Here is an 18,885-nt window from a genome sequence, read left to right as displayed (position 1 = left end):
GGATTGCCGCCATGGGATACAGGGCAGGCAAAACGGGCAAACAGCTCAGTGACCGAGCGTAATGACAGCTCTGCAGATTCGCGAAAAGTGGAGGTTTTGCTCAACAAAAACAGCAAGCGCGCCAGCTTCACTCGATCTGTGTGGGCGGCTCTCTGTGGGCGGTGCGGGGTGTCAATACAAGCGCATTGACGATGCTGCGAGGCCCGATCAGGAGACGTCCTTATAATCGGGGGGAGATTGTATCTAAGAAACGCAGGGAAATGGTCGTGTTTAATGACTTTTATTAGGTGTTTGGTCAGGTCGTCATCAGTTGCTGTGCACGCGAGCGTGGCCGGTGCTGCTGCGAAACGACCCGGGCGCCGGCAGGCAGCGGTTGATTCAGCCAGTTCAGGCGGATCTCTTCGATTTCAACCCAGCCATCGCCCATGGGCTGAAGACTGCACTGCTTGAAGGCCTGGCAGTGGCCGTTGCGGTCGAGCAGGGCGAAGCTGCGATGCAGTGGGCGTGGCGCGAACAGAGAGATCAGATGGCGCATGGCGAAATACCGTTTGGGTGTCTGCCGAGAAGATTGCCTGTAGGCCATTACGTGCAAGTGTATGGGGGGTGACATCTGTATGACAGGAACCGCATTGCCAAGGGCTTGTCAGAGATTTCATCAAACACTGTGCGGTGCTGGTTACCCGCAGTGGCGCACCGCTATACTGCCGGCCTGTTTGTGCCTGATTCTGGAGAGAAGAGCATGTTGCAACGCCTGTTGTTCGGTTTGATCACTGTGACCAGTTTGACCCTGGTTGGCTGCGCCCACAGCCCGCAACAACTGAGCCCGGAACCCAAGCTGACCGCCCAGTTGGCCCCGGTCGGCCATGGCCAGCCCGTCGTGGTGCGTGTAGTGGACGGTCGCCCGTCGCCGACGCTGGGCACCCGTGGTGGTCTATACCCGGAGACCAGCGCGATCACCGTGCAGGGCGCGCAGATCCTGCCGAAGCTTCAGGCCCAGGCTGAAGCCGCCGTGCGGCTGTTGGGCTTTACCCCGACGAACAACGCCATGAATGCACCGCAACTGACCGTGACCCTGGCGGAGTTGAAGTACCAGTCACCCAAGGAAGGCATGTACGTGACCGAAGCCACCATCGGCGCGACGTTCCGCTCGGATGTGCAGAACGCCAACCGTCGCTACAGCGGCCGTTATGGTTCGTCCCTGGACCAGCGCTTCGGTATGGCGCCGAACCAGGAAACCAACACCAAGCTGGTCAGCGATGTGCTGAGCGATGCGTTGACCCGCCTGTTCAAGGACCCGACCGTGGGTCAGATTCTCGGCGAATAACCTTCGCTGGATGCGAAAAAGCCCGGTGCCAGCGATGGTCCCGGGCTTTTTCATGTCTGCGTTTTTTGTGGATATACACCGGCCCACTGTGGGAGCGGGCTTGCTCGCGAAAACGTTGTGTCAGTCAGCAAGGTTGTCGACTGACACGCCCCCTTCGCGAGCAAGCCCGCTCCCACAGGAGTCCAGGGGTGTCAGGCAGCTTGCGAGTAGAAGTCCAGCACGCTCACACCGGTAAGCAAATCCGTCTCCGGTAAATCCGCATGCTGGTGGCCACCGAGTGCGCAATACACCAGCCAATGGCGGTCCTGAACATTGAAAGCGAGACTGCCGACGAGGGCTTGTTGTTCTTCGCTGGGGGTGATGAGGTAAAGACGATCCTGGTTTTCGGCGTGGAGCATGACGTGGTCCCTGTCGGTTTCGAGGCGCATATGGTCGCCGATACAGATGACGAAGCCGTGACTCAGGACAGCCATTGATCAATTGCTTCGTTATTTGTCGGAAACAGAGGGCAGGTGCGCAGGCTTTCGGTAGAATTCGCGCCGCGGTCGCCGGCCCGGCACCTGCCACCTGATTTACCTGAGGTTTGTGATGTCGCTGCACTTGATGACGCTGTTTACTGCCCATCCCGCCAAATTGATCAATCTGCTGGCCTTGCTCTTTGCCTTCCCGGGCGGCTGGTTGCTGCACGCCACCCGTCGTCGCGAACTGCGCGCGATGGCCAGTTTGCAGGCGCAGCGCCAGAGCAGCCCCAACGTAGAGCCCACGCTGGATTGGGCGACCTTGCGCATGAACCGGTTTTTCTACATCTTCGGCTTTGCTTGCATGGGGATGGCGCTGCTGGTGTCGTGGATCAGCACGCAAGTCTGAATAACCGCAAACCTGTGGTGAACAGATACAAAAGCGGCGCCTCGAGGGCGCCGTTTTCACATCTGGCCGAAACCGCTTACAGCGGCAACCCTGCCTTCACGCGGTACTGATTGCGCACCGGCGTCGCATATTGCAGCACCAGGAATGGACGATACTCTTCAGGGCAGGCGTCCAGGCGGTGTTGCCATTCTTCCTGGGCCTTGACCAGTTCCTCGGCCGGGAACACCTCAGCCGCTTTCGGCACCTGCAACTGCGGATCGGCGTCCTTCCACTGTGCATAAGCCAGGTAGTGCACCGGGAACAAGCGGTATCCGCTGAGGATTTGCCTGTCCATCTCGACCGCCAATTGCTTGGTGTCGTCGAACAGTTCGGTGATCGGCGCGGCAAAGTTCACATGCACCCGGCCCTTGTAGCCGGTGATGCCCTTGGCGATGCTCACGTCATCCTCGCCCGACACCTTGGTGTAGCTGCCGGTGGTGGCGCGGATGTAAAGCTCGCGGGCCTTGGCCTGGTCGCACGGGTCGTACTCGTAGCTGATCGACACCGGGGTCAGGTTCAGCGACTGAATGACTTCGCCGAACGGCTCGTCCTTGCGGCTCATGTGGAACATCTTGAGAATCGCCGATTCGGTACGGTCGTCACCGTCCTTGGCGCGGCCTTCGGCCTGGGCGATCCAGATCGAGGCGCAATCGTTGCGGATCGAATGATTGATGTACGCCGACAACAGCTGATAAGCCGCCATTTTTTCCCGGCGTCCGCTGATCGAGCGGTGCACGATGAAGCTCTTGTTCAGGCGCATCAGGTCGCTGACGAAAGGCTTTTGCAGCAGGTTGTCGCCAATGGCGATGCGCGGGGTCGGCAGGCCGGCGTGGTACACGGCATAGTTGACGAAGGCCGGGTCCATCACGATGTCGCGGTGGTTGGCGATGAACAGGTAGGCGCTGCCGGACTTGAATTGCTCCACCCCGGTATAGGTAACACCGTCGGTGGCGCGCTCAATGGTGTGGTCGACGTAATGCTCGACTTTATCCTGTAACGTGGCCACCGAGGTAATGCCGGCAAACTCACGGCGCAGCCGATGGGCTATAAGAGGTTTGAGTGCCCAGCCTAAAGCGCCGGCGAAACGCGGGAAGCGGAAGTGGGTGAGGATATCTAGAAACGCCTTGTCGCCGAGCAGTCGTGCCAGCACTGCCGGGACTTCACTGTCGTCGTAAGGTCGGATGGCATCGAATTCGCCCATCATGCTCTCTTGTTAGAAACGGCTAGGGTAAGTAAAGGTTTTGATTGAAAACCGGCAGGGTACGGTCTGAAAAAGTAGCCAGACAAAAATAGCCCTGCAAATAGACCGGCGATTATACGCACAAGTCACCTGGGAGACCGCGATGCTGGAAACTGCGCAATATGAATGTCCGTATTGTGGTGAGGAAGTCGAGACGACGCTGGATTTGTCCGGTGGCGATCAGACCTATATTGAAGACTGTCAGGTGTGCTGCCGGCCGATAACCTTCGTGTTGCAGGTTCATGAAGAGGAATGGCATCTCGAAGTGTTCAGCGAAAACGAGTGAGGAGCGTGTATGCAGCGCATCTACGATCCGGAAAACCTGATGGAAGGCGAGTTGCTGCAAGGCATGCTCGCCAGCGAGGGTATCGAGGCGCATCTGGTGGGCCGTGATTTGCTCGGAGGCAGCGGCGAGTTGCCGATCTATGGCCTGCTCGGGCTGTCCGTCGAGAACGACCAGGCCGAATACGCCCGCGAGCTGATCACCGCGTACAATGGCGCGCTGCCACTGTCCGGCGATGAACCGGACAGCTTTCCCGGCACGCTGGTCTGTTAGGCTGGCGTTCGTTTGATCAAGAGCCGTGTTGCCCCATGTGTGGACGTTATGCCCTGTTTCGCTGGAACCCCGCCTTCGCGGCGCTGCCCGGTTTTCCCGCCGACCAGCAGGCGCAGTGGAACATTTCCCCCAATGATTCGGTGTTGATGCTGCGGGCCGAACCTGACGGCCAGCGCACGCTGGCCCGCGCCCGCTGGGGCCTGACGCCACCCTGGCTGACCGATCTGTCCCGCACCCCGGCCCACGCCCGCGCCGAAACCGTTGCCGAACAGCCAATGTTTCGCCAGGCCTTGCGCGAGCGCCGCTGCCTGTTGCCGGCCAATGGTTTCTACGAATGGCGCGGTACGACGCGCAAGCGCCCGTACTGGCTGACACCGGGGGAGGGCTCGTCATTATTTTTCGCGGCGATCTGGGAGGCGTATCCGGTGCAAGAGCAGGTGTGGCTGAGTACCGCGGTGATCACCCAGCCGGCGGCGAGCCAGCGGCGACCGTTGATTCTTGATGAGGCGGGGCAGGCCGCGTGGCTGGATCCCGAGACGCCGTTGCATGCTTTGCAAGCCTTGCTGGCCAGTGAGCCTGCCGCATTGCGCGAACGGGTCCTGGCCAACATGGTGAATGATCCGAAACTCAATGGTCCGGAGTGTTTGACCCCGGGTTGAGTTTTTTGGTGTCAGTGCTGGCCCCTTCGCGAGCAAGTCGGATCGCCGCACCGCCGCTCCCACACTGGAACTCTGTCGTACACATATTCTGTGTTCACTGAAGATCAAATGTGGGAGCGGCGGTGCGGCGATCCGACTTGCTCGCGAAGAGGGCCTGAAGGTCAAACCCTGAACTGATTGATCAACCGCCGCTGCTGTTCCGCCAACTTGGTCAAGTCCGCACTGGCCGCGCTCGACTCATCCGCACCACCGGACACTTCATTGGTCACCTGATCGATCTCGGCCATCTGCTTGAGCGGGCGGGTATGAGCGCGGGCAGTTGAAATGACTGTTTTTGCGTGCCTGATGTCGTAATTGAATCAATGCGCGGCGTGATGGGCGGCGGGTTGTCGCCGTATGTGAATTTTTTCTACAGCGATGAGAGCTTTGTCCGAATTGTGCGTCTTACGTCCATTGTATCTGGCGCCGATACATTTCCACGCCTAGGATACGCGGCATGTTTTCAGGGAGTTTTTTGATGAACAAGATTTTGGTTGTCAGTGCACTGGGCGCGGCGCTGCTGCTCACCGGTTGCCAGTCGGTCAATACCACCAGTGGTGGCGCCGTGGGTGTGGAGCGCAAGCAATACATGTTCAGCATGTTGTCCGCGCAAGAGGTCGACCAGATGTACGCCCAGTCCTATCAGAAGACAGTGGGCGAGGCGTCCAGCAAAGGTGTACTGGACAAGACCAGTAATGAAGCCCGGCGGGTTCAGCTGATTGCCGACCGGCTGATTGCCCAGGCGCCGAACTTCCGTCCGGACGCGGCCCAGTGGAAGTGGGAAGTCAACCTGATCAAGAGCGATGAACTCAACGCCAACTGCGGCCCTGGCGGCAAGATCATCTTTTACACCGGGCTGATCGACAGCCTGCAACTGACCGACGATGAAATCGCCGCGATCATGGGCCATGAAATTGCCCACGCCCTGCGCGAGCACGGTCGTGAAGCGATGTCCAAGGCGTACGGCATGGAAATGGCGAAGCAGGGCGCCGGCGCCTTGTTGGGATTGGGGCAGGACACCATGGCCCTGGCCGATACCGTGGCCAACTACGGTATGACCTTGCCCAACAGCCGCGCCAATGAAAACGAGGCGGACCTGATCGGCCTGGAGCTGGCAGCCCGCGCCGGTTACAACCCGAATGCCGCGATCACCCTGTGGAACAAGATGAGCAAGGCCTCGGAAGGTTCGCCACCGGAGTTCATGAGCACTCACCCGGCGTCGTCTAGCCGTATTGCGGCGTTGCAGGCGGCGATTCCGAAGGTCATGCCTTTGTATGAGCAGGCCAGGAAGTCCTGATAGTCATGCTGAGGCTACTGGCCTCTTCGCGAGCAAGCCCGCTCCCACATTGGTTTTGTGCTCGACGCCGAACCCTGTGGGAGCGGGCTTGCTCGCGAAGAACGATAACGCGGTCTATCGACCTAAACCGTTAAACCCACCCGCTGCTCTGCATCGCCTTGTACACCGCGACAATCGCCAGGATGAAGAACGCCGACGCCGCCAGTCGACGGATCAGGGTCAAGGGCAATTTGTCTGCGGCAAAGTTACCGGCCAATACCACGGGCACGTTGGCAATCAGCATGCCGAGGGTGGTGCCGATGATCACCAGCCACAGCTCCGGATACTGTGCAGCCAGCATCACGGTCGCGATCTGCGTCTTGTCGCCGATTTCCGCCAGGAAGAACGCGATCAGCGTGGTCAGGAACGGCCCGAACTTGCGGGCGGTGCTGGCCTCGTCGTCATCCATCTTGTCCGGGACCAGGGTCCACAGTGCCGTGGCGGCGAAGCTTGCGGCGAGGATCCAGTGCAGCATCGTATCCGAGAAGAAACTGCCGACCCAGGCACCGACAGCACCGGCGGCCGCGTGGTTGGCCAGGGTTGCGGCGACGATACCGGCGATGATCGGCCAGGGCTTGCGGAAACGGGCAGCGAGAATGAGCGCGAGCAGTTGCGTCTTGTCGCCGATTTCGGCCAAGGCAACGATTGCGGTAGGTACGAGTAGTGAATCCAGCATCAGGGGTTTTCCTAAGGGGCGGGTCGACACGGCTATGACACGTACAGCCTTCCCGCCCCGGGTAAGGTGTTCGTGTCATAGGTCTTGTCAAACCCTGCGATCCATCTGATGTGGATGCTTGGGTCGCATGCGCCATGGTCTGAGGACCAAGTATGTTGACGCATGCCGGACGAGCGTGGCGCTCGTGGGAGACTACTCCCCTAGGACGGAGCGGATTCTGCCTAGGCAAAATCCATTCGGCAAGCCTTCTTTTTCAAACGAAGTTCAACCGCGTTTGGCTCGGTAGATCCGGAAGCCCTGTCCTTCGGCCTTGATCGCACACACGCCAAGGTGCTCTTCGATCAGCGGTTGATACTTCAGGAAGCTGTTCGCTACCAGGCGAAGTTCGCCACCGTTTTTCAGATGTTTGGCTGCTTTTCGCAGCAAGTTCTCCGTTGCGAAATAGTCGGTGTGCACACCGACATGGAACGGCGGATTGCTCAGGATCGCACTCAAACCCATCGGCGCGGCATCGATGCCGTCACCGGTAATCACCTCGGCCTCCAGACCATTGGCCGCCAGGGTCAGACGACTGCTGGCAGCGGCGAAGGCATCCACATCCAGCAACGTGACCTGGTTGTGCGGGTAACGACGTTTCACTGCGGCGCCCAGAACCCCTGCGCCGCAACCGAAATCGAGCAAGTGACCGCTGGGCAGTTTGTCCAGATGCTCCAGCAGCAGCGCGCTGCCGCGATCGAGGCGACCATGGCTGAACACCCCCGGCAGGCTGATGACCTTCAACGGGCCTTCGGCCAGCGGCAGTTCGTAGGTCTGCGCCAGGCTTTCCAGCGGTTTGGCTTCAGGCGCGTTGGCCACGGTGACCAGCCAGAGCTGGCAGTGGCGCGCGCTGTCGAGTTTGCGCGGCTTGCCGAACGGGTTGAGTTGTTTGGCGGCACCTTCGATGCCGCTTTTTTTCTCGCCGACCAGGTACAGCTCGCGGCCGGCCAGCCGCGAGGCGAGGGCGTTGAGGATGTAGTCGGTCAGGTCCTTGGCCTTGGGCAGAAAGACTACGGCGCTATCGAACTCGCGCTGCGGCGCATTCACGCCAAAATGGCTGCGCTCGGCGAAGCGGGCGTCCAGCGCGGCCTGATCGCCGGCGTGCCAGCACCAGCCATGAGCTTCGGGCAGACGGCCCAGCAAGTCGTCGGCGGGCAAACCGGCCAACAACACCGAACCCTGGAATAACTCGGCCTGACGAAGCAGTACTTCACTGCGCGGATCCATAACTGCTCCCGTGGAAAAAAGTGCCGCAGTTTATCAACTGACGACCCGCAGCGCCTTACCGCTGAAGTATCCCTGTGCGTTTTCGGTCACTTGGCCAACGATCCGCTGGCGCGCTTCGCGGCTGCCCCAGGCATTGTGCGGGGTGACGATCAGGCGCGGGATGTCGTGGGCCAGCAGCGGATTGCCGTTGACGGGAGGCTCGACGCTCAACACGTCAGTGGCGGCGCCGCCCAGATGCCCGTTGCGCAAGGCGTCGGCCAGCGCCTGTTCATCAATCAATCCACCGCGGGCGGTGTTGACCACGAACGCGCCGGGCTTCATCGCGGCCAGTTCACGGGCGCCGATGAAGTGGTGGGTGTGCTCGTTGAGCGGGCAGTGCAGAGTCAGTGCATCGATTTGCGGTAACAGTTCATCCAGCGGCAAGCGGTCCGGCCGGGCAGGGCGTCCGGGAATTTGTCCCAGCAGAACGCGCATGCCGAAGGCTTCAGCCAGCCGTGCGACCGCGCCACCCAATTCGCCATGACCCAGCAGGCCGAGGGTTTTGCCTTCGAGTTCGACGATCGGGTAATCCAGCAAACAGAACTGTCTGGCCTGCTGCCAGCGGCCTTCGCCGACGGCCTTTTGATAATCGGCCAGGCGTGTGGCCAGGTTGAGCAGCAGCATGATCGTGTGCTGCGCCACCGACGGTGTGCCGTAACCCTGGCAGTTACACACGGTAATCCCATGGGCGCGGGCGGCGGCGAGGTCGACGTTGTTGGTGCCGGTGGCGGTGATCAGGATCAGCTTGAGATCAGGGTTGGCGGCCATGGCGGCGGCATCGATCAGGATCTTGTTACTGATGGCGACGGTGGCGCCCTTGAGGTGTTCGATGACTTGATCGGGCAAGGTCTGGGCGAACAGCTGCAAATCGCTGAAACAACTGCGCAGCGGATTTAGGTCAAGGTCGCCGAGGTCCAGGGACGGGTGGTCGAGGAAAACGGCGCGGCGAGTGTTCGTCATCAACTGTACCTTTTGTGCAATGAACTGAAGGCGTAATCTGCCGAGCCTACCAGATGAAATAAATAGTTACGCTTGGCCTGAAGGAGCCCTCATGTACTGGACAGAGTTCTTGACCGTTGCCCTGATTCACCTGCTGGCCGTGGCCAGTCCCGGCCCGGACTTTGCCGTGGTGGTGCGCGAGAGTGTTACCCACGGTCGCCGCGCGGGCACCTGGACCGCGCTGGGTGTGGGTACGGCGATTTTCCTGCACGTGGGTTACTCGCTGTTGGGTATCGGCCTGATCGTGTCCCAGTCGATCGTGTTGTTCAATGCCTTGAAATGGGCCGCCGCCGCTTACCTGCTGTACATCGGTTACAAGGCCCTGCGCGCGCAACCGGCCAAGCCTGTGGCGGACGATCTGCACAAGGAAGCCGGCGAGCGCACTGCCCGTGGTGCCTTCACCTCGGGTTTTGTCACCAACGGCCTCAACCCGAAAGCCACGCTGTTCTTCCTCTCGCTGTTCACCGTGGTCATCAATCCGCAAACGCCACTGGCCGTGCAGGCCGGTTACGGGGTTTACCTGGCGGTGGCGACAGCGGTCTGGTTCTGCCTGGTAGCGATGCTGTTCAGCCAGCAGCGCGTACGCGCCGGTTTCGCCCGCATGGGTCACTGGTTCGACCGGACCATGGGCGCGGTGCTGATTGCGATTGGCGTGAAGCTGGCTTTTACCGAGATGCATTGATTTCGTAGTGACTACAGACAGAGAATCCCTGCGGATGGTGGCGCAACGCTAGTATCTGCAGGGTTCTGCAAATCATTCCTTTGGCTGATTTGGCTGGCGTTCAAGGGCACTACAGTGCGTACTTTCAGTCACGACCGTGCAGTCAGATTAAAGGGATTATTATGTTGCAGACTCGCGTTATCCCCCCGGCCGAAGGCGCTTACCAGTACCCGCTGTTGATCAAACGGCTGCTGATGTCCGGTGCCCGTTATGAGAAAACCCGCGAGATCATCTACCGCGACAAGTTGCGCTATAGCTATCCGACCCTGATCGAACGGGTGGCCCGCCTGGCCAACGTGCTGACTGCGGCCGGGGTCAAGCCCGGGGATGCCGTGGGTGTGATGGACTGGGACAGCCATCGTTACCTGGAATGCATGTTCGCCATCCCGATGATCGGTGCGGTGATCCACACCATCAACGTGCGCCTGTCGCCGGAACAGATCCTCTACACCATGAACCACGCCGAGGACCGCTTTGTGCTGGTCAACAGCGAGTTCGTCGGCCTCTACAAGGCCATCGAGGGGCAACTGACCACGGTCGACAAGACCCTGCTGCTGACTGACCTGCCGGAAAAAACCGCGGACCTGCCGAACCTCGTCGGCGAGTACGAACAGCTGCTGGCTGCAGCGAGCCCGCAGTACGACTTCGAGGATTTCGACGAAAACTCGGTCGCGACCACGTTCTATACCACCGGTACCACCGGCAACCCCAAGGGCGTGTACTTCACCCATCGGCAACTGGTGCTGCACACCATGGGCGTGTCGACCATCATGGGCGCGATCGATAGCGTGCGCCTGCTGGGCACCAACGACGTGTACATGCCGATCACCCCGATGTTCCACGTGCACGCCTGGGGCTTGCCGTATGTGGCGACCATGCTCGGGCTCAAGCAGGTGTATCCCGGCCGCTATGACCCGGAGTACCTGGTGGAGTTGTGGCGCAAGGAGAAGGTCACGTTCTCCCATTGCGTACCGACCATTTTGCAGATGGTCCTCAATGCCAAGGCCGCGCAGAACGTCGACTTCGGCGGCTGGAAAATCGTCATCGGCGGCAGCGCCCTGAACCGCACCTTGTACGAGGCAGCCAAGGCCAAAGGCATTCAGTTGACCGCCGCCTACGGCATGTCGGAAACCGGGCCACTGGTGTCGTGCGCGCACCTCAACGACGAATTGATGGCCGGTACCGAAGACGAACGCACCACTTACCGGATCAAGGCCGGCGTGCCGGGGCCGCTGGTGGAGGCGGCGATCGTCGACACCGAGGGCAACTTCCTGCCCGCCGACGGCGAGACCCAGGGCGAGCTGGTGTTACGCGCACCATGGCTGACCGAGGGCTATTTCAACGAGCCGCAGAAGGGCGCCGAGCTCTGGGCCGGAGGCTGGCTGCACACCGGTGACGTGGCGACCCTGGACAGCATGGGCGTGATCGACATTCGTGACCGGATCAAGGACGTGATCAAGACCGGTGGCGAGTGGATCTCCTCCCTGGACCTGGAAGACCTGATCAGCCGTCATGCGGCGGTACGTGAAGTAGCAGTGGTGGGGATCCCCGATCCGCAGTGGGGCGAGCGGCCGTTTGCCCTGCTGGTGCTCCGTGAGGGTCATGCAATCGGGGCCCGGGAACTCAAGGAACACCTCAAACCGTTTGTGGAGCTGGGGCACTTGAGCAAGTGGGCGATTCCGAGCCAGATCGCCCTTGTTACTGAAATTCCCAAGACCAGCGTCGGCAAACTCGACAAGAAGCGCATTCGCGTCGACATCACCGAATGGCAAGCCACCAACAGCACCTTCCTCTCGACGCTTTAAGCGTCTCCCGGCGTGCCCGAAAGGGCACGCCAGCCCCACCAAGCAAGCGCTTGGCTTGTCAAATCAAAATTTTCAGCCATCCTTGCCGTGCCGACGGGTGTCGGACTGGCGAAAGGACTGTTCCAGAGTGGCTGGCAACTGCAAATCACACTTTAGAGGGATCAAGCGCTACTACCTGCTGGCTATAGTCCGCTCAAGGATTTTTAAGAACGGGGCAACCGCACGAACCGGGGCGATGCAACTTTGGAATGACTTTGGGATGCCATGGCTCCCGGTTATCCACAGCGTTTTTAGAAGTGCTCTTGCCATAAAAATAAAATGCACATGGAGTAGCGTCGATGACATCAGTTAACCAGTTCTGGCGCCGGGCGAAACTGCCCCTGGCTGTCAGTCTTGCCTCTACGCTCGCCGGGCCAGCATTCGGCGTCAGTTTCAACGTCGGTGAAATCGAAGGTCAGTTCGACTCATCCCTGTCGGTTGGTGCCAGTTGGTCTACCGAAAGTGCCAACAAGAACCTCATCGGTGTCAACAACGGCGGCAAGGGTCTGTCCCAGACTTCTGATGACGGTCACCTGAACTTCAAGAGCGGCGAAACCTTCTCGAAGATCTTCAAGGGCATCCATGACCTTGAACTGAAATACGGCGATACCGGTGTTTTCGTCCGTGGCAAATACTGGTACGACTTTGAACTGAAGGACGAAAGCCGTCCGTTCAAGGACATCAGCGACGAGGGCCGCAAGGAAGGCGCCAAGTCTGCCGGCGGCCAGATCCTCGACGCCTTCGTCTACCACAACTACGCCATTGCCGATCAGCCAGGCTCTGTGCGTCTGGGCAAGCAGGTCGTGAGCTGGGGTGAAAGTACCTTCATCGGTGGTGGCATCAACTCGATCAACCCGATCGACGTGTCCGCGTTCCGTCGTCCGGGTGCCGAGATCAAGGAAGGCCTGATCCCGGTCAACATGTTCTATGTGTCCCAGAGCCTGACCGAAAACCTCTCGGCCGAAGCGTTCTATCAAATTGAATGGGACCAGACCGTCGTCGACAACTGCGGCACGTTCTTCTCCCAGCCGGACATCGTTGCCGACGGCTGCGACGACAACCTGCGCGTACTGGCCAAGCGCTCGCAAATTCCGGCCATTGCCCTGGGGCCTTTGGCCGCCAACGGCGTCGATGTCAACAATGAGGGTGTTCTGGTGCGTCGTGGCCCCGATCGCGATGCCCGCGACAGCGGTCAGTGGGGCGCGTCCTTCAAGTACATGTTCGATCCGCTGGACACCGAGTTCGGCGCCTACTTCATGAACTACCACAGCCGTGCGCCGATCTTCAGCGCAACAGGCGCGCCGCAGTCGGTCTTCAACACTGCAGCATCACTCCAAGGTACCCCGTTCGCCGCGCTGGCGCCGTTGTTGGTGGCGGGTAACTCGCAGTACTTCATCGAATACCCGGAAGACATCCGCCTCTACGGCCTGAGCTTCTCCACCACCCTGCCTACCGGTACGGCGTGGAGCGGTGAGATCAGCTACCGTCCGAACGCTCCGGTGCAGCTCAACTCCACCGACATCCTGTTCTCCGGTGTCCGTCCTATAGGCAACAACAACCCGAACAACCCGTTGACCAATGCATCGCTGCTTACCGGCGTGCCGGGTCAGGACCTGCACGGGTATCGTCGCAAGGAAATCACCCAGTTCCAGACCACCCTGACGCACTTCTTCGATCAGGTCATGGGCGCCAGCCGTCTGACCCTGGTGGGCGAAGTGGGCGTGACCCACGTCGGCGGTCTGGAAAGCACTTCCGACGTTCGTTATGGCCGCGATCCGGTCTACGGCCCGGGTGAGTTGCCAGCCTCTGGCGCGCTCGATACCTGCGTGGCGCTCAACACCAGTACCATCAACGGTGCCGGCCCGGGTACGCCGACCAACAACCGCAGCCGCAACTGCAACGACGAAGGTTTCACCACCGCGACTTCGTGGGGCTACCGCGGTCGTGCCATCTGGGAATACAACGACGTGTTTGCCGGTGTGAACCTCAAACCGAACGTTGCCTGGTCCCATGACGTGAGCGGTTACTCCCCTGGCCCTGGCGGCAACTTCGAGGAAGGCCGCAAGGCGGTGAGCCTGGGTGTCGACGCCGAGTACCAGAACACCTACACCGCGAGCCTGGCCTACACCAACTTCTTCGACGGCAAGTACACCACCGTGGATGACCGCGACTTCGTTGCGCTCAGCCTCGGCGTGAACTTCTAAGCACAGTATTTTCAGGACGAACACACATATGAAAATAACAAAGAGTCTGTTCCACGCCGGTGTTCTGGGCCTTTCGCTGCTGGCGACCAGCGTCATCGCAGCGGTTCCCCAGGCCGAGGCCGACAAGCTGGGCAAGAGCCTGACCCCGATGGGCGCTGAAATGGCAGGTAACGCCGACGGTTCGATCCCGGCCTGGAAGCCGATGGCGAAGAACGCCGGTACGGTCGACAGCAAAGGTTTCCTGTCCAATCCGTTCGCCAGCGAAAAACCGCTGTTCACCATCACGGCGCAGAACGTCGACCAGTACAAGGACAAGCTTGCCCCGGGCCAGTACGCAATGTTCAAGCGCTACCCGGAAACCTTCAAGATGCCGGTCTATCCGTCCCATCGCGGTGCCACCGTGCCGGATGATGTGTTCGCCGCCATCAAGAAGAACGCCACCAACACCAAACTGGTGTCCGGCGGCAACGGCCTGGAGAACTTTGAAACCGCCATTCCGTTCCCGATTCCGAAAAGCGGCGTTGAAGTCATCTGGAACCACATCACCCGTTATCGCGGTGGTAGCGTGACCCGCCTGGTGACCCAGGCCACACCACAACCGAACGGCTCGTTCAGCCTGGTGTACTTCCAGGACCAGTTCGTGTTCCGCGACAAGATGAAGGACTACGATCCGGCGAACCCGGGCAACATCCTGTTCTACTTCAAGCAGAAAGTGACAGCGCCGGCTCGTCTGGCCGGTGGTGTGCTGCTGGTGCACGAGACCCTCGATCAGGTGAAGGAGCCGCGTTCGGCGTGGGTCTACAACGCCGGTCAGCGTCGTGTGCGCCGTGCGCCGCAAGTGTCCTATGACGGCCCGGGTACTGCAGCCGACGGCCTGCGTACTTCCGACAACCTGGACATGTTCAACGGTGCACCGGATCGTTACGACTGGAAGCTTGAAGGCAAGAAAGAGATGTACATCGGCTCCGATGCCTACAAGCTCGACGATCCGAAGCTCAAGTACACCGACATCATCAAGGCCGGTCACATCAACCAGGATCTGGCGCGTTACGAGTTGCGCCGTGTGTGGCATGTGGTTGCAACCCTGAAGGAGGGTCAGCGTCACATCTACGCCAAGCGTGATTTCTACATCGACGAAGACACCTGGCAAGCAGCGGTGATCGACCATTACGACGGTCGCGGTCAACTGTGGCGCGTCGCCGAGGCCCATGCCGAGAACTACTACGACAAGCAAGTGCCGTGGTATGCCCTTGAAGCCCTGTACGACCTGCAATCGGGTCGTTACCTGGCACTGGGCATGAAGAACGAAGAGAAGTCGGCGTATGACTTCGGCTTCACTGCCACCACCAGCGACTTCACCCCGGCCGCCTTGCGTCAGGATGGTGTTCGCTAAGGTGAACTGAGTAGAGGCCGCACCCTCTGAAAACGCCCCGACTGGTTCGGGGCGTTTTTTTTTGTTTGTAGACTTTTTGTAGCCATTTGTAGCAATTACCTTCATTCCCTATCCGTTTACGGCTAGGCTGCGGACATCTGCAACGCCGCCACCCGCAATTCAAACAAGAGCCGGCTATGACTGATTTGTCTACATCCCCAGGTTCTGCACACGTTGCTGTCGCGACACTCGACGGGCGCTTCTTTCGCCCGCCGTTGCCCGACGGCCATGTGCTGCGTCCACGCTTGTGCGAGCGCCTGAGTGCCGGGCTCGGTGGCAGGTTATTGCTGGTCAGCGCACCGGCAGGGTTCGGCAAGAGTTCGTTGGCGGTGGAGTTTTGTCAGGGGTTGCCGGCGCACTGGCAAAGTCTCTGGCTGGGGTTGAGCCCGCGCGACAGTGACCCTGGGCGTTTTCTCGAGCGCCTGCTGGAAGGCCTCCAGGACTATTTTCCGCACCTGGGCAGGCAATCCCTCGGGCTGTTGAAAATGCGCCAGCGCCATCAGCCGTTCGCGTTTGAAGAATGGCTGGACGGCCTGCTCGACGAATTGGCCGAGCACCTGTCCACCGCGACACCCTTGCTGCTGGTGCTGGATGATTACCATCTGGCCCAGGGGCCGGTGCTGGACCGTTGCCTGCAATTTTTCCTCAATCATCTCCCCGATGGCTTGCTGGTGATGGTCACCAGTCGCCAGCGTCCCGACTGGCACCTGGCGCGGCTGCGGCTATCGCGACAATTGCTTGAGTTGCATGAACAGGATCTGCGCCTGACTCATGACGAGGCCTTGAGTCTGCTCGATCGGCACGCCAGCTCCTTGCGCGGTGAGGCACTGGAAAACCTGATCCAGCGCAGTGAAGGCTGGGTCGCGGGGTTACGCTTCTGGCTGCTGGCCGCCTCGGAGGCGGGCACCGATGGCGCGCTGCCGCAATCGTTGCACGGCGGGGAAGGGCTGATCCGCGATTACCTGCTAGAAGAGGTCATCGATTGCCTGCCCGCCGAGGTCCAGTCGTTCCTCTATGACACGGCGCCCCAGGAACGTTTTTGCAGCGAACTGTGCGACGCCGTTCGCGACGCTCATGACAGCGGAGAGATCCTGCGCTTTTTGCTCGCCCACCAAGTGTTCCTGGTGCCGCTGGACGAACATGGCCATTGGTATCGTTACCACCATCTGTTTTCCGATCTGTTGCGCACGCGGCCGACTTCCCAGTCGATAGTGCCGGCCGCCAGCCTGCACCTGCGTGCCTGCCGCTGGTTCAATGCCCAGGGGTTGCTCGATGAGGCCGTGGAGCAGGCCTTGCGTGCCGGTCACCTGGACGTCGCGGCGAACCTGGTACAGAACCTCTCCGAAGAGCAACTGCTGGCCGAGCAGAATGTCGGCATGTTGTTGCGCTGGAAAATGGACTTGCCTGACAGTTTGCTGATCAGCACGCCGCGACTGATCGTGCTCTATAGCTGGGCGCTGGGGATGGCGTGCCAACTGGATGCCGCCGAAGAACTGGCCAGCCATTTGAGCCGTTTCCTGCCCGCTCCGTCGGCCACCGCCCAGAAGTCGATGCTGGCTCAATGGCTGGCGTTGAGTGGCATCATTGCCCGTGGGCGCGGCGACCGCGAACTGACGCTGCGGTATTGCGGCGAAGCATTGGAAAGTCTTCCGTGCAAGCGTTACGGCCAGCGGCTGATGTGCCTCTCGACCCTGTCCAACCTGGCCATTGCCGACGGTGATTTGTGGCGGGCACGAGGGCTTAACCGCGAATCGCTGGAGCTTGCGCAACGGGTCGGCAACCCCTTGTTCGAAGCACTGGCGCACTACGACCGCGCCCGTGTGTTGCAAGCGCGCGGGGAAATCTGTCGGGCGCTGGAAGAGGTCCGTCAGGGAATGCAGCGCCTGCAAAGCTTGTCTGCGCAACGACTGTATGCGGTTCGCGCCCGGCTGACCTTGTACGAAGGCTTTTTGCTGGCCTTGCGCATGCAGCCGCAAGCGGCGCGGGTGCGATTACAGGCCGGTTTGAGCGAGGCGCGCGCCTGCCGTGACATCAGCGTGTTGATCGGTCACTGCGTGATTGCCAGGCTGGAAGGCAGCAGCGGCGAGTTCGCCAAGGCCTTTGCCGAACTGGCCGAAGCCGAACGGCTGATGCACATCTGGGACGTGCCGCCGATCTACTACCTGGCCATGATCACCCTGGTCAAATGTGAACTCTGGCTGGCCCAGGGGCGCACCGATCTGGCCGAAGCCTGGCTGGCGCGCCTGGGGCAGACCTATAACGGCGAAAACGGGGCCGCGCCACCGGAATTCCACCCGCAATTGCCGCTGCATATCGAATTGCAACAAGCCTTGCTCGACGTCATCCAGGGCCAACCGATGCTGGCCGAAGGGCGTTTGAATGCGCTGCTCGAACATGGCCAGCAAAGCGGTCGGCAGATGCTCAGTGCCATGGCGCTGACCCAGAAAGTGGCGTTGTTGCTGGGCAACGGACGGGAACCGGAAGCACGCAAGGCTCTGGCCCAAGCGCTGGACGCCGCCGGCGGAGGGGTGCTGCAGCCCTTTGAGGGCTTGCTGGCCGCGCACCCGGACTGGCTGCGTGGGCAGCTTCAAAACTGTCCGCCAACCCCCGTTTCCCTGAGCCTCAGTGAAAAACTGCCGGCATTGGCCGCCCGTCCCGGGCTGGAGTCCTGTGCGGCCGCGGAACAGCTCAGCACTCGGGAAATGGCGGTCCTGCGCTTGATCGCCCAAGGCTGTTCGAACCAGGAAATCAGCGATCAGCTGTTTATTTCCCTGCACACGGTCAAGACCCACGCCAGCCACATCAACAGCAAGCTCGGGGTCGAGCGGCGTACGCAGGCGGTGGCGCGGGCCAAGGAGTTGGGGGTGCTTGGTTAAGGATTTTTCATGTTACCCATCACGGCCATTGGCTCGCGGCTCAATTGTGCGAAAATCGCTCGTCCCCGTTTATCGAGCAGGCCCCGATGTCCCAGCAACCCACCCTCATCCGCGAAACCTTCCCCGTCGGTCCGTTGCAGTGCAACTGCACGATCATCGGTGATCCGGTGACGAAAAAGGCCATTGTCGTCGATCCGGGTGGCAATCATGAACTGATCCTGGCGCGGCTCGATGCCTTGGGGCTGAAAGTGGTCAGCATCATTCACACCCATGCGCACCTCGATCATTTCCTGGCTTCCGGCCAACTCAAGGAAAAAACCGGCGCGACCCTGCATCTGCACAAGGAAGACCAGTTCCTGTGGGACAACCTGGAAATGCAGTGCCAGATGTTCGGTGTTCCTTATACCCCGGTGCCGTCCCCGGACCGCTGGCTGGCCGATGATGAAGAACTGGCCTGCGGTTGTGGCGTGGCGCTGCACACGCCAGGTCATACGCCGGGCTCCATGAGCTTCTGGTTTTCCGAGGCCAAGCTGCTGATTGCCGGTGATACGCTGTTTCGTCGCGGCGTCGGACGCACGGATTTGTGGGGCGGCGACCAGGCGACCATCGTGCGCTCGATCAAGCAGCGGCTGTACACCCTCGACGAAGACGCGACCGTGGTGACCGGGCATGGTCCGGATACCCGTCTGGGTGACGAAATGCGCGAGAACCCCTTTGTTCGGGGCTGATTTGTAACATTCGGAATTTTTACCCATTAACATGATCCAACGC

Annotated in this window: 18 protein-coding genes, 1 pseudogene and 1 riboswitch; of the genes and pseudogenes, 12 read left to right on the top strand and 7 right to left on the bottom strand. The window is 60.5% G+C overall.

Annotated elements, in window-relative coordinates; translation table 11 throughout:
* Positions 1-295 precede the first annotated feature (295 nt).
* Positions 296-535, bottom strand: coding sequence for a hypothetical protein (locus AC3IT6_RS24445; protein WP_489353356.1), 240 nt, complete (start codon positions 533-535; stop codon positions 296-298).
* A 204-nt stretch (positions 536-739) separates the two neighbouring features.
* Here AC3IT6_RS24445 and AC3IT6_RS24440 point away from each other — a divergent pair, with 204 nt between their 5' ends.
* Positions 740-1,324 carry a YajG family lipoprotein gene (locus AC3IT6_RS24440; protein ID WP_007973847.1) on the top strand — a complete coding sequence of 195 codons (585 nt, stop codon included), beginning with the start codon at positions 740-742 and terminating at the stop codon, positions 1,322-1,324.
* A 191-nt stretch (positions 1,325-1,515) separates the two neighbouring features.
* Here AC3IT6_RS24440 and AC3IT6_RS24435 read toward each other — a convergent pair whose 3' ends face one another.
* Positions 1,516-1,722 carry a hypothetical protein gene (locus tag AC3IT6_RS24435; protein WP_085724026.1) on the bottom strand — a complete coding sequence of 69 codons (207 nt, stop codon included), beginning with the start codon at positions 1,720-1,722 and terminating at the stop codon, positions 1,516-1,518.
* A gap of 190 nt (positions 1,723-1,912) precedes the next feature.
* Between AC3IT6_RS24435 and AC3IT6_RS24430 the strand changes: the two genes are divergently transcribed.
* Positions 1,913-2,191, top strand: a complete 279-nt coding sequence (locus AC3IT6_RS24430) for a hypothetical protein (protein ID WP_007979321.1) — start codon at positions 1,913-1,915, stop codon at positions 2,189-2,191.
* A 76-nt stretch (positions 2,192-2,267) separates the two neighbouring features.
* On the opposite strand, the gene AC3IT6_RS24425 is transcribed toward AC3IT6_RS24430, so the two are convergent.
* Positions 2,268-3,434 (bottom strand): 1-acyl-sn-glycerol-3-phosphate acyltransferase, encoded by a 1,167-nt coding sequence (locus tag AC3IT6_RS24425; RefSeq protein WP_489353354.1) that lies wholly within the window; start codon positions 3,432-3,434, stop codon positions 2,268-2,270.
* Between the two features lie 139 nt (positions 3,435-3,573).
* Between AC3IT6_RS24425 and AC3IT6_RS24420 the strand changes: the two genes are divergently transcribed.
* From AC3IT6_RS24420 to AC3IT6_RS24410, 3 genes are read left to right on the top strand one after another with little or no spacing between them, the layout of a single operon-like run.
* A complete protein-coding gene (locus tag AC3IT6_RS24420) occupies positions 3,574-3,756 on the top strand; it encodes a CPXCG motif-containing cysteine-rich protein (protein ID WP_053159662.1) in 183 nt (60 codons plus the stop codon).
* Between the two features lie 9 nt (positions 3,757-3,765).
* Positions 3,766-4,026, top strand: a complete 261-nt coding sequence (locus AC3IT6_RS24415) for a putative signal transducing protein (protein ID WP_489353352.1) — start codon at positions 3,766-3,768, stop codon at positions 4,024-4,026.
* Positions 4,027-4,061: 35 nt separating this feature from the next.
* Positions 4,062-4,685, top strand: a complete 624-nt coding sequence (locus AC3IT6_RS24410; protein ID WP_046041890.1) for an SOS response-associated peptidase — start codon at positions 4,062-4,064, stop codon at positions 4,683-4,685.
* Positions 4,686-4,846: 161 nt separating this feature from the next.
* Here AC3IT6_RS24410 and AC3IT6_RS24405 read toward each other — a convergent pair.
* Positions 4,847-4,969: pseudogene (locus AC3IT6_RS24405) on the bottom strand (hypothetical protein); the annotation flags it as partial.
* Positions 4,970-5,202: 233 nt separating this feature from the next.
* On the opposite strand from AC3IT6_RS24405, the gene AC3IT6_RS24400 reads away from it, so the two are divergent.
* Entirely contained in the window at positions 5,203-6,021 is an 819-nt protein-coding gene (locus AC3IT6_RS24400; protein ID WP_489353350.1) for a M48 family metallopeptidase, read from the top strand.
* A 130-nt stretch (positions 6,022-6,151) separates the two neighbouring features.
* Here the strand turns inward: AC3IT6_RS24400 and AC3IT6_RS24395 are convergent, their stop codons facing one another.
* The 3 genes from AC3IT6_RS24395 to AC3IT6_RS24385 form a co-directional block, all read right to left on the bottom strand.
* Positions 6,152-6,736: a TMEM165/GDT1 family protein gene (locus AC3IT6_RS24395; RefSeq protein WP_008016665.1), complete on the bottom strand. Its 585-nt coding sequence runs from the start codon at positions 6,734-6,736 to the stop codon at positions 6,152-6,154.
* A gap of 89 nt (positions 6,737-6,825) precedes the next feature.
* Positions 6,826-6,950, bottom strand: a riboswitch (yybP-ykoY riboswitch).
* 50 nt (positions 6,951-7,000) lie between these two features.
* Positions 7,001-7,999: a methyltransferase gene (locus AC3IT6_RS24390; protein WP_223442471.1), complete on the bottom strand. Its 999-nt coding sequence runs from the start codon at positions 7,997-7,999 to the stop codon at positions 7,001-7,003.
* Positions 8,000-8,032: 33 nt separating this feature from the next.
* Entirely contained in the window at positions 8,033-8,998 is a 966-nt protein-coding gene (locus tag AC3IT6_RS24385) for a 2-hydroxyacid dehydrogenase (protein ID WP_489353348.1), read from the bottom strand.
* A 91-nt stretch (positions 8,999-9,089) separates the two neighbouring features.
* Between AC3IT6_RS24385 and AC3IT6_RS24380 the strand changes: the two genes are divergently transcribed.
* From AC3IT6_RS24380 to AC3IT6_RS24355, 6 genes are all read left to right on the top strand, one after another.
* Positions 9,090-9,719, top strand: a complete 630-nt coding sequence (locus AC3IT6_RS24380) for a LysE family translocator (protein ID WP_151213820.1) — start codon at positions 9,090-9,092, stop codon at positions 9,717-9,719.
* 161 nt (positions 9,720-9,880) lie between these two features.
* Positions 9,881-11,563 (top strand): fatty acid--CoA ligase, encoded by a 1,683-nt coding sequence (locus tag AC3IT6_RS24375; protein ID WP_489353346.1) that lies wholly within the window; start codon positions 9,881-9,883, stop codon positions 11,561-11,563.
* Between the two features lie 338 nt (positions 11,564-11,901).
* Complete coding sequence (locus tag AC3IT6_RS24370) at positions 11,902-13,806, top strand: DUF1302 domain-containing protein (RefSeq protein WP_489353344.1); 1,905 nt, start codon at positions 11,902-11,904, stop codon at positions 13,804-13,806.
* 28 nt (positions 13,807-13,834) lie between these two features.
* Positions 13,835-15,199 (top strand): DUF1329 domain-containing protein, encoded by a 1,365-nt coding sequence (locus tag AC3IT6_RS24365; protein ID WP_489353342.1) that lies wholly within the window; start codon positions 13,835-13,837, stop codon positions 15,197-15,199.
* Positions 15,200-15,375: 176 nt separating this feature from the next.
* Positions 15,376-18,114 (top strand): winged helix-turn-helix domain-containing protein, encoded by a 2,739-nt coding sequence (locus AC3IT6_RS24360; RefSeq protein WP_489353340.1) that lies wholly within the window; start codon positions 15,376-15,378, stop codon positions 18,112-18,114.
* Positions 18,115-18,200: 86 nt separating this feature from the next.
* Positions 18,201-18,842: an MBL fold metallo-hydrolase gene (locus AC3IT6_RS24355; protein ID WP_057713346.1), complete on the top strand. Its 642-nt coding sequence runs from the start codon at positions 18,201-18,203 to the stop codon at positions 18,840-18,842.
* The last annotated feature ends 43 nt before the right edge of the window (positions 18,843-18,885 follow it).

This window comes from Pseudomonas sp. KH_017, from assembly GCF_057840285.1.
Note: the sequence above shows the minus strand (reverse complement) of the source record. Positions and strands in the feature narration are given on the sequence as shown.

What these genes read in the sequence shown, in the direction of transcription:
- AC3IT6_RS24380 (WP_151213820.1), top strand. Translation starts at nt 9,090, where the DNA reads ATGTACTGGACAGAGTTCTTGACCGTTGCCCTGATTCACCTGCTGGCC.
- AC3IT6_RS24360 (WP_489353340.1), top strand. Translation starts at nt 15,376, where the DNA reads ATGACTGATTTGTCTACATCCCCAGGTTCTGCACACGTTGCTGTCGCG.
- AC3IT6_RS24430 (WP_007979321.1), top strand. Translation starts at nt 1,913, where the DNA reads ATGTCGCTGCACTTGATGACGCTGTTTACTGCCCATCCCGCCAAATTG.
- AC3IT6_RS24375 (WP_489353346.1), top strand. Translation starts at nt 9,881, where the DNA reads ATGTTGCAGACTCGCGTTATCCCCCCGGCCGAAGGCGCTTACCAGTAC.
- AC3IT6_RS24415 (WP_489353352.1), top strand. Translation starts at nt 3,766, where the DNA reads ATGCAGCGCATCTACGATCCGGAAAACCTGATGGAAGGCGAGTTGCTG.
- AC3IT6_RS24355 (WP_057713346.1), top strand. Translation starts at nt 18,201, where the DNA reads ATGTCCCAGCAACCCACCCTCATCCGCGAAACCTTCCCCGTCGGTCCG.
- AC3IT6_RS24410 (WP_046041890.1), top strand. Translation starts at nt 4,062, where the DNA reads ATGTGTGGACGTTATGCCCTGTTTCGCTGGAACCCCGCCTTCGCGGCG.
- AC3IT6_RS24365 (WP_489353342.1), top strand. Translation starts at nt 13,835, where the DNA reads ATGAAAATAACAAAGAGTCTGTTCCACGCCGGTGTTCTGGGCCTTTCG.
- AC3IT6_RS24400 (WP_489353350.1), top strand. Translation starts at nt 5,203, where the DNA reads ATGAACAAGATTTTGGTTGTCAGTGCACTGGGCGCGGCGCTGCTGCTC.
- AC3IT6_RS24445 (WP_489353356.1), bottom strand. Translation starts at nt 535, where the DNA reads ATGCGCCATCTGATCTCTCTGTTCGCGCCACGCCCACTGCATCGCAGC.
- AC3IT6_RS24390 (WP_223442471.1), bottom strand. Translation starts at nt 7,999, where the DNA reads ATGGATCCGCGCAGTGAAGTACTGCTTCGTCAGGCCGAGTTATTCCAG.
- AC3IT6_RS24440 (WP_007973847.1), top strand. Translation starts at nt 740, where the DNA reads ATGTTGCAACGCCTGTTGTTCGGTTTGATCACTGTGACCAGTTTGACC.
- AC3IT6_RS24425 (WP_489353354.1), bottom strand. Translation starts at nt 3,434, where the DNA reads ATGATGGGCGAATTCGATGCCATCCGACCTTACGACGACAGTGAAGTC.
- AC3IT6_RS24385 (WP_489353348.1), bottom strand. Translation starts at nt 8,998, where the DNA reads ATGACGAACACTCGCCGCGCCGTTTTCCTCGACCACCCGTCCCTGGAC.
- AC3IT6_RS24370 (WP_489353344.1), top strand. Translation starts at nt 11,902, where the DNA reads ATGACATCAGTTAACCAGTTCTGGCGCCGGGCGAAACTGCCCCTGGCT.
- AC3IT6_RS24395 (WP_008016665.1), bottom strand. Translation starts at nt 6,736, where the DNA reads ATGCTGGATTCACTACTCGTACCTACCGCAATCGTTGCCTTGGCCGAA.
- AC3IT6_RS24435 (WP_085724026.1), bottom strand. Translation starts at nt 1,722, where the DNA reads ATGCTCCACGCCGAAAACCAGGATCGTCTTTACCTCATCACCCCCAGC.
- AC3IT6_RS24420 (WP_053159662.1), top strand. Translation starts at nt 3,574, where the DNA reads ATGCTGGAAACTGCGCAATATGAATGTCCGTATTGTGGTGAGGAAGTC.